General features: G+C 67.4%; 13 protein-coding genes and 1 pseudogene. 8 read left to right on the top strand and 6 right to left on the bottom strand.

Features of this window, described 5'->3' with window-relative positions; all coding sequences use genetic code 11:
- Nucleotides 1-61: 61 nt before the first annotated feature.
- Nucleotides 62-652, top strand: coding sequence for a hypothetical protein (locus tag PI990_RS07490; protein WP_271660245.1), 591 nt, complete (start codon nt 62-64; stop codon nt 650-652).
- A 58-nt stretch (nt 653-710) separates the two neighbouring features.
- Here PI990_RS07490 and PI990_RS07485 read toward each other — a convergent pair whose 3' ends face one another.
- Together PI990_RS07485 and PI990_RS07480 are read right to left on the bottom strand one after the other, a co-directional pair.
- A complete protein-coding gene (locus PI990_RS07485; protein ID WP_271660244.1) occupies nt 711-1,751 on the bottom strand; it encodes a hypothetical protein in 1,041 nt (346 codons plus the stop codon).
- Nucleotides 1,738-2,631: a tetratricopeptide repeat protein gene (locus PI990_RS07480; RefSeq protein ID WP_271660243.1), complete on the bottom strand. Its 894-nt coding sequence runs from the start codon at nt 2,629-2,631 to the stop codon at nt 1,738-1,740. The genes PI990_RS07485 and PI990_RS07480 overlap by 14 nt, the downstream gene beginning before the upstream one ends.
- 103 nt (nt 2,632-2,734) lie before the next feature.
- On the opposite strand from PI990_RS07480, the gene PI990_RS07475 reads away from it, so the two are divergent.
- The 3 genes and pseudogenes from PI990_RS07475 (at nt 2,735) to PI990_RS07460 (ending at nt 4,782) form a co-directional block, all read left to right on the top strand.
- The gene (locus PI990_RS07475; protein WP_271660242.1) at nt 2,735-3,790 is read left to right on the top strand and encodes a helix-turn-helix transcriptional regulator; all 1,056 of its coding nucleotides are present in this window, start codon (nt 2,735-2,737) and stop codon (nt 3,788-3,790) included.
- A 62-nt stretch (nt 3,791-3,852) separates the two neighbouring features.
- Nucleotides 3,853-4,017 carry a hypothetical protein gene (locus PI990_RS07470; protein WP_184491941.1) on the top strand — a complete coding sequence of 55 codons (165 nt, stop codon included), beginning with the start codon at nt 3,853-3,855 and terminating at the stop codon, nt 4,015-4,017.
- A gap of 418 nt (nt 4,018-4,435) precedes the next feature.
- Nucleotides 4,436-4,782: pseudogene (locus PI990_RS07460) on the top strand (DUF1883 domain-containing protein).
- 480 nt (nt 4,783-5,262) lie between these two features.
- Here the strand turns inward: PI990_RS07460 and PI990_RS07455 are convergent.
- Genes PI990_RS07455 through PI990_RS07440 form a run of 4 tightly spaced genes read right to left on the bottom strand, consistent with a single transcriptional unit; the run spans nt 5,263 to nt 9,492 of the window.
- Nucleotides 5,263-6,390 (bottom strand): agmatine deiminase family protein, encoded by a 1,128-nt coding sequence (locus PI990_RS07455; RefSeq protein WP_271660240.1) that lies wholly within the window; start codon nt 6,388-6,390, stop codon nt 5,263-5,265.
- Between the two features lie 36 nt (nt 6,391-6,426).
- On the bottom strand, nt 6,427-7,521 hold the full coding sequence (locus PI990_RS07450; protein ID WP_184491938.1) for an extracellular solute-binding protein: 1,095 nt from the start codon (nt 7,519-7,521) through the stop codon (nt 6,427-6,429).
- A 2-nt stretch (nt 7,522-7,523) separates the two neighbouring features.
- Complete coding sequence (gene aguB / locus PI990_RS07445) at nt 7,524-8,435, bottom strand: N-carbamoylputrescine amidase (RefSeq protein ID WP_184491937.1); 912 nt, start codon at nt 8,433-8,435, stop codon at nt 7,524-7,526.
- Between the two features lies 1 nt (nt 8,436).
- On the bottom strand, nt 8,437-9,492 hold the full coding sequence (locus PI990_RS07440) for an agmatine deiminase family protein (protein ID WP_271660239.1): 1,056 nt from the start codon (nt 9,490-9,492) through the stop codon (nt 8,437-8,439).
- A 134-nt stretch (nt 9,493-9,626) separates the two neighbouring features.
- On the opposite strand from PI990_RS07440, the gene PI990_RS07435 reads away from it, so the two are divergent.
- The 4 genes from PI990_RS07435 to PI990_RS07420 all read left to right on the top strand — a co-directional run bounded on the left by PI990_RS07435 (nt 9,627) and on the right by PI990_RS07420 (nt 12,759).
- Complete coding sequence (locus PI990_RS07435; protein ID WP_271660238.1) at nt 9,627-10,502, top strand: LysR substrate-binding domain-containing protein; 876 nt, start codon at nt 9,627-9,629, stop codon at nt 10,500-10,502.
- Between the two features lie 225 nt (nt 10,503-10,727).
- Complete coding sequence (locus PI990_RS07430) at nt 10,728-11,906, top strand: PepSY-associated TM helix domain-containing protein (RefSeq protein WP_184491934.1); 1,179 nt, start codon at nt 10,728-10,730, stop codon at nt 11,904-11,906.
- Entirely contained in the window at nt 11,903-12,442 is a 540-nt protein-coding gene (locus PI990_RS07425; protein ID WP_271660237.1) for a thiamine pyrophosphate-binding protein, read from the top strand. Before PI990_RS07430 ends, PI990_RS07425 begins: the two co-directional genes overlap by 4 nt.
- Nucleotides 12,439-12,759 carry a hypothetical protein gene (locus PI990_RS07420; RefSeq protein ID WP_271660236.1) on the top strand — a complete coding sequence of 107 codons (321 nt, stop codon included), beginning with the start codon at nt 12,439-12,441 and terminating at the stop codon, nt 12,757-12,759. Before PI990_RS07425 ends, PI990_RS07420 begins: the two co-directional genes overlap by 4 nt.
- Nucleotides 12,760-12,876: the final 117 nt, after the last annotated feature.

Genomic DNA, 12,876 nt, shown 5'->3' with positions numbered 1-12,876 from the left:
AGTGATGCCCCGTCATAGCCCGGCACCGCATCCACACTCACCCAACACAAAGGGAATTGTCATGAGCGTGATCATCGAAAGCCCGCCGCTGCAGCCCCTGGAGCCGGTGCTCCGCACCTGGGTCGAATGCGTAAAACAGTACGTCGGGGTCTGGGGCGGCGAGGACCTGCCCTACTGGTACAACGAGCAATCCAACGTCAGCGTGCTGTGCGGTGCGGCCTGGCGCGCGGGCTGGACCGCCCTGGAGGAATACCAGGTGGGCAGGATCGGTGACGAAGCCGAGTACGGCGCGGGGCGCAACGACCTCTACATCGCCAACCACGAGCACGGCTTCTGCATCGAAGCCAAGGTGGTCTACCTGGAGATCACCGACCTGGCCGCTGCGGGCACAGTGCTGGCGGACCGTTGCGCACGGGCCACGGCCGATGCGCGCTCGGCGGATATCGAGGGCCACAAGGTCGGTGCGGTTTTCGCAATCCCCTATCGCCAGGGCGCGCAGGCGTCGGCAGAAGAACAACTGGCCTTCATCGACTGGTTGCAGGGCAAGCACTTCGGTGCCCTGGCCTGGGTGGCGCCGGCCACCGTTCCGAACCTGCGCAGCCATGACGACAGGCACTACCCACTGGCGGCCCTGGTGCTGTTGAACGCCTGATCCAGCATCGGTGGGGCGAGGTGCGGAGGGTCGCAACAGGGCGGCCCTCCGCGAGCCGTCAGTAGCCTTCCATGAACAGCACGGCTTCCAGTTCACGCAGGGTGTACTTGCCATCCTCACCGTTGAGCGCGGAGAGAATCCGCTTCGACAGCAGGTTGGCGTCCAGTTGCGCCTGCCAGGAGGTGTAGGCGTTCTTCCAGTAGCTGCGGGTCGCACGCGGGCGGGAGCCGCCCCGGCCGGCCACGGTACCCAGGGCCGGATACTGCTGTTTGAAGCCGGTCAGCTCGGCGTCATCCAGCACCGCCTCGGCGATGGAAACCAGGGCGGTGGCGACCCGGGAATCGAAGATCACGAAGTCGTCCGGGTAGAAGATCGCGTAGAGCTTGGTCCAGGCGCTGTTCATCGCTGCGGAGCTGGAAGGCGTGTGCTTGTGGGCTTCACCGAGGTTATGCACAACCACGGCGGCGTCCCGGGTGGGCAGCTTCACCCCGCCCCAGTCGCAGATATCCTGGAACAGCGCCAGCACCGCCGCGGCATTGCCCGCGAGGTCGACGCTCAAGGCACGGGCGCGGCCGATGAAGGCATTCAGGGTCTTAGTGGTCGCGAGGTAGTCGACGCTCGGGCTCGGCCAGAAGTAGCTGCCAAGCCGCGCAGCAAAACCTTCTACCGGCTGCGCAGGGTACAAGGCACGGCGGCGTCGGTCGAAAATCTGGAACGGCACCTGCGCCAGGTAATCGGCGAAACGCGCCTCGGCGGTGCGCCCTGCGACGTCGGATTGGACCGGCGTCGACGCCTCCTGGGTCAGCAGCTCCTCGCCCTCCTCCAGTGCCAGCACGCGGTAAAGCCCCCGGGCGACCTTGCGATAGCGGGGCGTTTCACCACGCTTGACCCAGTAACCGCTGTCCTCGGCGCGGTTGGCCATCTCGGTGGTGATGTGGCTCTCGCTGAAGAACTCGAAGCCGACACGGAAGCGCTCCACCTTCTCTTCGCCATCGAGCACCTCGACCCGGCGCTCGTCCCCCAGCAGGTCGGTCGCCCGCAACTCCATGGCCAGGCGGCCGTTGACGATCTCCAGAACGATCGAATCATGTAGCGTCATCTTCCCTCCCATTGCTCCATCGAAAGCCGCACCCGACACCGGGCACGAAAAATCCATCAAGCCCCCCACTGTCCGACACCCTCTCTGCGTCATCCAGCGTTTTCATCTCGCGGGCCAGGCTGCTGCCCATGCGCAGGGCGTGGTCGCGCCAGAGGCGGTAAAGATATCGCTGCGGATCGGGAAACCGGAATCCGCCAGCGAAGAAATGCGCCAGCCGCTCGGCCGCCACCATGCACCCTTGCGCGGCGGCGACCTGCAACCACCAAGTGCCCTGCATCTCGTCCAGGCAGCCGAGCGCCTCGTCCAGCAGCAGGTTGCCCAGGAGCAGCGCCGCATCACCATCCCCCTCGCTGGCCGCGCGCCGGTACCATTCGGCGGCCCTGGCCGGGTCCGCGCATCGTTCACGCGCCCGCTCTTCCAGCAGACCACCCAGCGCCCGTGCCGCCGGAATCACACCGCGCTCCCAGGCCAGCTCGTAGTAGTCGTTGGCCAGCGCCAGGCCGACCGCCACGCCCTTGCCGTAGTAGTACTGCTCGCCCAGGTTGAACAGGGCCTGCGCCGACCCGAGGGCCACGGCGAGCTTGAACAGGCGATAGGCCTTGCCCGGGTCACCCGGCAACCAGCGGCCGTTGAGCCAGAGCCAGCCGAGGTCGTTCAGCGCGTCCGCGTCCTCGGCCAGCGCCTGTCGCCGCAGCAGGGCGTAGTGGCTGCGCGCAGCCTCGACACCCTCGCAATCGCTCAACAGATCGTTAGCTCCCGACGCCGCCAGGCCGATGCCGGCGTAGAGGCGCAGCAGGCCGTCCGGCGTCTCGATCCCCAAGCGCTCGGCCGGGGGCAACAGGTGTTCCAGCAGGCTGATGATGCGGGCGGGCTTCGACATGCTCGGTTCCTCGTCTTACTGTCCGTGCCACTAGGCGGCACGTTCTCCATGGCGCTAGTATCCACGGCCGAACGACAATTCCTGTCGCACGAGAACACCACCGATGCCCGTCCGATCCCCACGCCCAAACGCCGTCGTCACCCTCGAGCGCCGCAACCGGGTGCTGGCCGAGCTCGCTGCCACCGAAAAGCCGGGCCTCGATGCGGCGACCCTGCACAAGCGACTGCTAAGTGATTGCGCCATCGGCCTGCGCACCGTGCAGCGCGACCTGGAGCTGCTGGCGGCCGATGGCCTCATCGTCTCCGACAACAACCATGCACAGCCGCGCTGGAGCCTGGCCAAAGGCGCGCGCCTGCCCGCCGCCAGCGTGCAGGCCAAGCCGCTGGACAGCCACGAATTGAAGTCGGCGCGGGTCGCCCTGAGCATCGTCACCCTCTACGAACAGGCCAGCCACCTGCTGCACCGCGCGGCACTGGACGACCTGCGCGAACAGTACCTGCGCTCGCGGGAGGTGCTCGACAAGTTCCAGCGCCACGAGGGCCGCTGGCTGGGCAAGGTGGTGAGCGGCTCGCAACAGCTGCAGCTGCGCCAGGCGCCGATCGACGAAACCGTGCTGCGGGACATCCAACTGGCGCTGCTGGAGGGCTATCAGTTGGAGGCGCTCTACTACTCGCGGCGCAGCGCCGCGGAACAACGCATGGCGCTCAACCCGCTGGGCCTGTCCTATCGGGATTCGAGCATCTACCTGATCTGTACCAAGGTCGGCGAGTCGCAGGTCCGCGCCCTGCCCCTGCAACGCTTCCGCAGCGTCACCCCGAAACGGTCGCGCAGCATCCAGTCGCCCCCGGGGTTCGACCTGCAAACCCATGCGCGCCAGGAAACCCTGCTCGCCGCCGAACCGATCCAACTCAAACTGCGCATCAACGCCGCGCTGCGGGAGCGTCTGGACAGCACCGAGACGCCCTTGGCCGAACCCCAGCACCTGTCGCCCCTGGGCGATGGCTGGTGGTTGCTGGAATGCGAGATCGCCCACACCCGCGAATTGCAGTGGTGGATCCTGGCCCACGGCGCCACCGTGGAGGTTTTGGAACCACCCGCGCTGCGCCAGGCCATCACCCAGTGCGTACAGGAAATGGCCGGCTTCTACGCCGCCCCCTGACGACACAGGCTGTCGTGCGGTCCCTCTAGGCTGGGCTCCTCATCACCGAGGAGATCGCTTCCATGCACCGCTATTCCGCCTTCCTGCAACGCGTCCAGCCGGGCGCCGGCCCGCGCGCCAACTTCAGCCTCATCGTCCAGGCGGTGAGTTCGGACATGGCGCGCATCACCGCCGAGGCCCAGTACCCGGGCTACAAATGCATCAACGCACCCACCCGGCAGCGCTGAGCCCGTGCCCGGCGACTACCTCTACCACTGCTACAACAGCGACTGCGCTGCTGCCCACCTGGGCGGCGGCGTGATCGCCCGCCACCACTACTGCGGCTGTTTCGATGTTGCCCAGCATGCCCTGCGCATGAGCCGTGGCGCGCACCTGGAACAGGCGCTGGCGGGGCTGGAGGGGGCGCTGCGTTGGTACGGGCACCGCCCGGTGGTGCTGTTGGTGGAAGCGGGGGCGCAGATGACCCTGGGCGACTATCGCCAGGCCTGGTGCTGGCTGGAGGAACGTCTGGTGGCGCAGGTGCAGCGGCGCGTGGCGCTGCGCCTGGAAAGCGTGCACAGGGAGTACAGGTTGTGGCTGTTCGAGCCCGGCTACCCGGCGCGCAGCAGCGAAACGACGGCAGGCCGAGAGCGGGAGGGCCCCGCCGTGATATCGTTGCGCCTTTCGCTTTACCAGCTCCGGAGCGGTACATGAAGTTCATCCACCAGCGCGAACACCTCAACGAAGGCGACATCGTGGTCATCGAGTGTTCGCAGGTCTGCAACATCCGCCTGATGAACGATGCGAACTTTCGCAGCTTCAAGAACGGTGGCCGCCACACCTACCACGGTGGGGCCTTCGACAAGTTCCCGGCACGCATCACCGTGCCCAGCACCGGCTACTGGAACATCACCCTCGACGCGGTGACCCGCCGGGCCATCAGCGTGACGCGCAAGCCGACCTTCACCCACAAGATCAAGTTCGTCCGCCGCTCGCCTTCCGACCTGGCCTGACGCACGCCTCAGCCGCGCAAGCCTCGCTCCGCCGGGCCGTAGGCCAACCAGGCGAGGCCCAGCATGCAGCCCAGCACCAGGGCGCTGCTGGCGAGGTTTTCCACAATCAGTTCGATCGACAACATGTCCGGGCTCCCCAGAAGTTGATTCAGCATCTGGGGCGTCACGCTATGTCGTGTTTGTTTACATGTCCATGTGTCAACTTTTCGCACGTAAACAAATGGAGCGGGTGTGACGCGAACCGGGTGGAAAAGCGGGCGCATGCATTCGCCCCAACAGGCCCCGCACACGAACCGTAGGATGGCGTAGAGCGCAGCGAAACCCATCACCGGCCTTGCATCCGCCCCGTAGGAGCGACTTCAGTCGCCAAGCAGCCCGCAGGGCTGCCCCTGCCCGGTGCCACAAGTAGCACCGCTGGTGGATGAGAAGAGCGTCATCCACCCTACAAACCGGGAGCCCATCAAGACCGGGACCGCCCGTCTACACCTTCGGCTGGTGGCAGGTGACGCAGTGGATGCCGCCACCGCCGGCGGCAACCGCGTCGATGTTGATCTGCACCACCTTGCGCCCGGGGTAGAGCCGGGTGAGCAGGTCGCGGCAGAAGGCGTCGGCGCTGGCGTCGCCGAACTGCGGGGCGATCACCGCGCCGTTGACCGGGAAGTAGTTGATGTAGCCGGGGGCGAAGTCCGGGTTGTTGCGGGTGAAGCGGTTGTTGCGCAGGGTGCGGGGCGGCGGCAGGGTGTGCACCTGCAGCTTGCGGCCGTCGGCGTCGGTGGTCTTGTTGAGGATTTCAAGGTGCTTGCGGGTCACCGCGTAGTCGTACGACTGCGGGTCGTTGTCGAGGTTGGCGACCACCACCCCGGGCTTGACGAAGCGCGCGTAGAAGTCGACGTGGGCATCGGTGATGTCCTTGCCCTTGATGCCGGGCAGCCAGATGATCTTGCGCAGGCCGAGGTTGCTCATCAGCTCGGCTTCCACCTGGGCCTTGCTCATGCCGGGGTTGCGGTTGCTGTTGACCCAGCAACTCTCGGTCATGATGCCGGTGCCGGCGCCGTCCACTTCGATACCGCCACCTTCGCCGGTGAGCTGGCTGGCGATGTAGCTGGCGTCGGCGTCGTAGCTGACCTCCCCGGCCACCTCGCCATCCTTGCTGTGCTGCTGCTTGTTGCCCCAGCCGTTGAAGTTGAAATCCACCAGGCCGAGGCCGCCCTGCCCGTCCACCACGAAGGTGCCGCCGATGTCGCGCATCCATACGTCGTCCAGGGGCATCTCGACGAAGCGGGTGTTGCGCGTGCCGCACTTCTGCTTGGCCAGGCTCGCCTGGCCGGGTCGGTGCAGCACCACCACCGGCTCGTAGGTGGCGATGGTGCGGGCGATCAGGCCGATGCATTCCTGCACGTCGGCGGTGAAGTCCTCCCAGATCGCCGCCTGGGCGCCGAAGCTGACGTAGCTGCAGGCGTGCACGCCGTTCTCGTCCGGCATGCGCCAGGCGCCACCGCGCAGGGCGGCCTGGGCCCGGGCGGGCGAGATGCCGAGCCCGAGGCTGGCGACCGCGCCGAGGCCGGCGACGGCGGTAAGGTGCTTGATGAAGTCACGACGCGAAGGCATGGCAGTTCTCCAGGGCGCGGGGCGCCGGCGGTCATTTCAGTGGGTGGAGGTCTTGAACTTGGTCCAGGCACGCATGCGGGCTCGCATGTCGCGCTGGGGGATGTCGCGGCCGGGAATCAGCCGTGCATAGGCGGCATCGTCGACGTAGATGTCCGGGTTGCCGCGCATGTCGGCGTCCACCATCGGCCGCGCCTTGGCGCTGGAGGTGGGGTAGCCGGTGAAGTTGCTGATGGCGGCCATGTTTTCCGGGCGCATCACGAAGTTGATGAAGGCATAGGCGTATTCCGGGTTCCGCGCATCGACGGGGATGGCCATGGTGTCCATCCACACCGTGGTGCCCTCGCGGGGGATGCGGTACTGGAAGTCCACCGGCTTGCCCGCTGCCGCCGCCGCGCGCTGGGACTGGGTGACGTCGCCGCTGTAGCCCAGGGACAGGCAGAGGTTGCCGTTGACCAGGTCGGTGACCGGCTGCGACTGGAACTTGCGGATGTAGGGCTTGATCGCGCTCAGCAGCGCGGTGGCCGCCGCCAGGTCCTCGGCCTTGGCGCTGCGCGGGTCGCGGCCCAGGTAGTTGAGCACCACCGCGAGCACCTCGTCGGGCGAGTCGATCACCGAGATGCCGCAGTCGGCGAAGCGCGCGGCCAGCTCCGGCTTGAACAGCAGGTCGAGGCTGTTCACCGGCGCGTCGGCCTGGCGCTGGGCGATCATCGCGGCGTTGTAGGTGATGCCGATGGTGCCCCAGGTGTAGGGCACCACGGCGTGGCGCGAGTAGGGGTAGCGGGTCTGCAGGCGCTTGAGGCCGGGCTCGATGTCGTCCAGGCCGGTGAGCTTGCTCTCGTCGAGCTTCTGCAGGGCGCCGGCACGCATCAGCCGCTCGGCCACGGTGTCGCCGGGGAAGACCAGGTCGTAGCCGCTGTTGCCGGCCATCAGCTTGGCTTCCAGGGTTTCGCTGCCATCCATCACGTCATAGACGACCTGGATGCCGGTCTCGGCGGTGAAGCGGCTGAGGGTGTCCTCGGCGAAGTAATCCGCCCAGTTGTACAGGCGCAGGATCTTCTCCTCCGCCTGGGCGTTGCCGGCCAGGCAGGCCAGGGCGGCGGCGGTGACCAACAGCGATCGGAAGGCACGCATGCTCAGGCTCCTCGGGTGTTCTGCCAGGTGACGTGGGTGCGCTGGCCATCGAGGCCGAGCATCGGGCCGTACATCTCCGGGCGGCGGTCGCGGTAGATGCCCCAGGCCAGGCGTTCCTCGGCCATGGCGTCGAGGTCCAGCTCCTGCAGCAGCACCGTGGTGCCCTCGCGATCGGCCTCGGCCAGCAACTTGCCCTTGTGGTCGCAGATGAAGGAGGAGCCGTAGAAGCTCATCTGCAGCTCCGGGTCGGTGGTCGCCACCTCGCGACCGACACGGTTGGCCGCCACCACCGGGAGGATGTTGGCGGCGGCGTGGCCACGCATGGTCATCTGCCAGTGGTCGCGGGAATCCAGGCCCTGGGCGCCGGGCTCGGAGCCGATGGCAGTGGGGAACAACAGCACCTCGGCACCCTGCAAGGCCAGGCAGCGCGCGGTCTCGGGGAACCACTGATCCCAGCATATACCCACGCCGAGGCGGCCGTGGGCGGTGTCCCAGACGCGGAAGCCGGTGTCGCCCGGGCTGAAGTACTCCTTCTCCTGGTAGCCGATGGCGTTGGGGATGTGGGTCTTGCGGTACACGCCCAGCAGGCGGCCATCGGCGTCGGCCATGGCCAGGGAGTTGAAGAAGGCGTTGCCGGCGCGCTCGAACCAGCTCAGCGGCAACACCACGCCCAGCTCCCCGGCGAGGTCGGCGAAGCGCGCCAGCACCTGGCTCTGGGCGTATTCCTCGGCCAGCGCCAGGTGGCGGTGGTTCTGCTCGATGCAGAAATAGGGGGTGGCGAACAGCTCCTGCAGCAGGATCACCTGGGCACCCCGGGCGGCCGCCTCACGGACCAGGCGCTCGGCCTGGTCGAGGTTGCGCGCGAGGTTCCAGCTGCAGGCCATCTGGGTGGTGGCGACGGTCAGCTTGGCCATCTCACATCCCCTTCAGCGGCCAGGACGGCTGCTGCTGGGTGATGCAATGCACCCCGCCGCCGCCGTGGGCCAGCTGGTTGATGCGCACCGGCACCACTTCGCGGCCGGGGAAGGCCAGGCGCAGGGTGGCGGCGGCCTCGTCGTCGGCGTCGATGCCATAGGCCGGCATGATGATGGCGCCGTTGGCGATGTAGAAGTTGGTGTAGGAGGCGCAGAACACCTCGGCCTCGGTGTCCACCGCGTCGCTGGCCTCGAACAGTTCGAGCATCTCGAAATGGCGGCCACGGGCGTCGGTGGCCAGTTCCAGGGCACGGCGGTTCTCCCGCGCCACCTGGGCGTAGACCGAGGAGACATCACGGGTGGCATCCACCAGCAGCGCACCGGGGCGGGCGAAGGCGCAGACGCCGTCGACGTGGCCGTCGGTCATGTCGCCGGTGACGTGGTCCGGGTCGCCCGGCAGCCAGATGGTCTTCTTCACCCCCAGCAGGCGGGCGAAAATCGCCTCAACCTCGGCCTTGCTGATGCCCGCGTTGCGGTTGGCGTTGAGCAGCACCGACTCGGTGGTGATCAGGGTGCCGTCGCCGTCGACATGGATGGCGCCGCCCTCGTTGCTCAGCGCGGTGCCGAAGCAGTCCAGCCCCAGGCCGTTGAGCACGCGACGGGCCAGGCCCTCGTCGAGGTCATGGGCCGATTTTCCGCCCCAGGCATTGAAGCGCCAGCTGACGCCGGCCACGCCCAGTTGCGGGTGGCAAATGAAGCTGGGGCCGGAGTCACGGCACCAGCTGTCGTTTACCGCCAGGGGCAGCAGCTCGATGCCCGGGCCGCAGAGGGCGCGGGCACACTCCACGGCGCTCGGGTCCACCACCATCTTCACCGGCTCGAAGCGGGCGATGGCGTTGGCGACGCGGGCGAAGTCCTCCTGCACCGCAGCCAGGGTCACGCCCCAGCCGGCTTCCCACAGCGGCTGGTTGTGCGGCCAGACCATCCAGGTGGCGGCGTGATGGGACCATTCGGCGGGCATGACCCAGCCGCTCTGCTGCGCGTGTTGCTGCTGCATGACGATTGCCTTCAGTTAAGTTTTAGTTATCACTGAAAACCGCGATTGCGGTAATGGATGCCATGCTAGGCCTGTGAATTCGGCGCAACAAACGATAGATTTTCCACATTTATGATCAGACAGGCTTATCAGAGATGCTCAAGCACTGGCCCCCGCTGAACGCCCTGCGCGGCTTCGAAGCCGCCGCCCGCCTCGGCAGCTTCCACAAGGCCGCCGAGGAGCTGCACCTCACCCAATCGGCCATCAGCCAGCAGATCCGCAGCCTCGAAGGCTTCCTCGAACAGCCGCTGTTCCACCGCAACGGCCGCAGCGTCGCCCTCACCGATGCCGGGCACGACCTGCTCGGCACCACCCAGGCACTGCTGCAGCAACTGGCCGTGGGCATCCGCCGGCTGGAGCAGTACCGCAAGCCCAACCAACTGGTGGTCAACACCAGCCCGGCCTTCGCCCGCCACTGGCTGGTGCCGCGCCTGGGCGGCTTCCGCCAGCAGCACCCGGAAGTGGACCTGTGGCTGTTCACCACCGACGAGCCGCCGGAGATGGCCACCCAGACCATCGACATCGCCGTGCGCGACGACATCACCGCCCAGGCCGAATGCAGCTTCCGCGTGCTCCACGCCGACCGCCTCTACCCCGCCTGCCACCCGTCCCTGCTGGCCACGCCGCCGGCGCAGCGCACCACCCTGCACGGCGAACGGGAAATGGACTGGAGCCACTGGGCGCTGGAGGCCGGTATCGATGTCGGCCAGCAGAGCAGCGGCCTCAACTTCTCCGACCCCGGCCTGCTGCTGGACGCCGCCTGCGACGGCCTCGGCATCGCCCTGGTCAGCCAGTTGCTGGCGCAGAAGGCCCGCGCCGAGAATCGCCTGCAACCGCTGGTGGAACAGACCATCCGTGGCCCCAAGTGGGCCTGGCTGATCCACCGCGACAGCGAGCTCAGCCCGCTGACGCGCAGCTTCAGCGCGTGGTTGCTGGAGCAGTTGGAAGCAAGCGAGAGTTCGGCCGTCTAACCCACCGCCAGTCGGACGGAAACATTTTCTTGCATCTGCAGTTGCGGGTTTTGCCCCTCTCGTCCGTCCTGAATGTAACGCCCCCTCGACTTCGAGATGTCGTTCCTTTGGTTTTCACCCGCCAGCTCACTGGGGCCGGCGGGTGCTTTTCCATTGGTCGGGCGTAACCGAACCCGTGACCGGCCGAGGCCGGTGGCCCTGATTCCGCTACCAAGATCGTTGCCCATGTCGAAGAAGTCCCGTTCGAAAATCTGGTTCCTGGTCCACAGCTGGCTGGCATTGCCCATCTGGTTCTTCGTGTTCCTGGTGTGCATCACCGGCACCCTGGCAGTGCTCAGCGAGGAGATCATCTGGCTCGCCAACCCCGACGTGCGCGCCACCGCGCCCTCGGATGACGCCGAGCTGATGAGCTTCGACCAGATACTCGCCGCCATCGAGAAGCAGGACCCCGCCGCCGATGTGGAGTGGCTGGCCAAGCCCGAGGAAAGCCACTTCGCCCTGACCGCATCGGTGACCTACCCCGACACGCGCTCCGCGACCCTGTACGTGAACCCCTACACCGGACAGATCCAGGGCAGCAGCCCGCTGTTCGACTTCCGTCAGTTCACCCGTGCCCTGCACGGCTGGTGGCTGGTGCCCTTCACCAACGGCTACAGCTGGGGCTGGTACCTGGTGTCGCTGCTGGGCCTGCCGATGCTGGCCTCCCTGATCACCGGGCTGGTGGTGTACAAGCGCTTCTGGCGCGGCTTCCTGCGGCCGACCCTGCGCATCCGCCAGGGCGCGCGCATCTTCTGGGGCGACTTCCACCGCCTCTCGGGCATCTGGTCGATCTGGTTCATCGCGGTGATTTCCATCACCGGCATCTGGTTCCTGATCCGCGCCATCCTCGCCGACGCGCACATCTCCATCTCCAGCGAGGGCCTGCCGACCCTGATCCCGCGTGACCAGATCCCCCTGGTGCAACCCGGCCAGCCGGTGCCGCGCGTGACCATGGACCAGGCGGTCGCCACGGCCACCGAGACCATTCCCGGCTTCGACGTGAGCTTCGTGATGTTCGCCCCCGACGCCTACACGCCGATGGAAGTGGGCGGCCGTGGCTGGTACCCGCTGATGTTCCAGACCGCCGAGCTCAACCCCTACACGGGCGAGCTCGTGGGCTCGCGCCTGCTCTCCGACCGCACGCCCCTGGAGTTCGTCACCGAGTCCATGCGCCCGCTGCACACCGGCGACTTCGGCGGCATCTGGGTGAAGATGATCTGGTTCTTCTTCGGCCTGCTGCTGAGCATGATGGTGCTCAGCGGCCTGCTCATCTGGAGCAAGCGCACGGTGATCGCCACCGCCAAGGCGCTCAAGCGCAAGCCCCGCCCGACACCCGCCGCCACCGCCGTGGAGGCGACCGAATGAGCAACGCAGCCCTGATTCCCGAGTCCCGCCTCAAACGCCTGTGGCTCAAGTGGCGCTTCCACCTCAGCGCGCTGCTGGTGCTGATCCCGCTGGGCTTCATGCCCGCCTACTTCCATGACGTCAGCCTCGACCGCGGCCTGCAGGGCCTGGGCGAGCGGGTGATCGGCGAATACCCGGTCGGCCCCTGGAGCGCACGCATCGCCGAATGGGAGCTGCACGAGCCGCAACGGGACGGCAAGGCCGGCTACATGAAGGAGATCACCCTGGCCTTCTGCGCCGAGTGCATCGGCCAGGTGAAGGCCGCCTACCTGCGCATCGGCAAGCCACGCAGCCTGCGCGCCGCCGGCTCGCTGCTGTCCGGCAGCCCCTACCGGCTGTTCGCCGAAGTGCGCATCCCGCCGGGCACCACCGCCGACGACGCCCTGTGGCTGACCGTGGAAGGCTGGGACGGCAGCGTGCACCAGGCGTCCATCCCCCTGAAGGAAGTCTCGCCGTCGATGATCGAATGGCTGGCCCGCAATGGAGACAAGCTGTGAAGCCCCTTTACCCCACCCTGCTGGCGAGCGCCCTGCTGCTCGCCGCCCCCGCCGCCTTCGCCCACAACGCCTTCGTCGAGTGCGAAGCCATCGCCGAAGGGCAGATTCGCTGCACCGGCGGCCTCTCCAACGGCAGCGCCGCCCCGGACGTGACCCTGGACGTGATCGGCTACGACGAAAAGGTACTGGTCGCCGGCAAGCTCGGCGCGGACTCGCGCTTCACCTTCCCCCGCCCGGACGGCGAGTTCTACGTGCTGCTCGACCTCGGCGCCGGCCACACCGCCGAGTTGGACTACAAGCAGATCAAAGGGCTCTGAGGGCGCGCCATCGGCAATCGGTGGGCTGAAGCGGAGCGCCGCCCGGCCCACCCTACCGGTGCGCGCCGGCAGCACCGCTGGTGGATGAAAGAAGCGTCATCCACCCTACCCACCGAC

Origin of the sequence: Pseudomonas sp. TUM22785, from assembly GCF_028198105.1 — a bacterium.
In the GTDB taxonomy this organism is placed as follows: domain Bacteria; phylum Pseudomonadota; class Gammaproteobacteria; order Pseudomonadales; family Pseudomonadaceae; genus Metapseudomonas; species Metapseudomonas solani.
The sequence above is the reverse complement of the archived record's forward strand: the minus strand, read 5'-3'. Positions and strand labels throughout refer to the sequence as shown.

Excerpts from the sequence above, each read along its gene's own strand:
- PI990_RS07470 (WP_184491941.1), top strand. The coding sequence starts at position 3,853 with ATGCACCGCTATTCCGCCTTCCTGCAACGCGTCCAGCCGGGCGCCGGC.
- PI990_RS07455 (WP_271660240.1), bottom strand. The coding sequence starts at position 6,390 with ATGCCTTCGCGTCGTGACTTCATCAAGCACCTTACCGCCGTCGCCGGC.
- PI990_RS07450 (WP_184491938.1), bottom strand. The coding sequence starts at position 7,521 with ATGCGTGCCTTCCGATCGCTGTTGGTCACCGCCGCCGCCCTGGCCTGC.
- PI990_RS07440 (WP_271660239.1), bottom strand. The coding sequence starts at position 9,492 with ATGCAGCAGCAACACGCGCAGCAGAGCGGCTGGGTCATGCCCGCCGAA.
- PI990_RS07480 (WP_271660243.1), bottom strand. The coding sequence starts at position 2,631 with ATGTCGAAGCCCGCCCGCATCATCAGCCTGCTGGAACACCTGTTGCCC.
- PI990_RS07425 (WP_271660237.1), top strand. The coding sequence starts at position 11,903 with ATGAGCAACGCAGCCCTGATTCCCGAGTCCCGCCTCAAACGCCTGTGG.
- PI990_RS07430 (WP_184491934.1), top strand. The coding sequence starts at position 10,728 with ATGTCGAAGAAGTCCCGTTCGAAAATCTGGTTCCTGGTCCACAGCTGG.
- PI990_RS07475 (WP_271660242.1), top strand. The coding sequence starts at position 2,735 with ATGCCCGTCCGATCCCCACGCCCAAACGCCGTCGTCACCCTCGAGCGC.
- PI990_RS07435 (WP_271660238.1), top strand. The coding sequence starts at position 9,627 with ATGCTCAAGCACTGGCCCCCGCTGAACGCCCTGCGCGGCTTCGAAGCC.
- aguB (WP_184491937.1), bottom strand. The coding sequence starts at position 8,435 with ATGGCCAAGCTGACCGTCGCCACCACCCAGATGGCCTGCAGCTGGAAC.
- PI990_RS07485 (WP_271660244.1), bottom strand. The coding sequence starts at position 1,751 with ATGACGCTACATGATTCGATCGTTCTGGAGATCGTCAACGGCCGCCTG.
- PI990_RS07490 (WP_271660245.1), top strand. The coding sequence starts at position 62 with ATGAGCGTGATCATCGAAAGCCCGCCGCTGCAGCCCCTGGAGCCGGTG.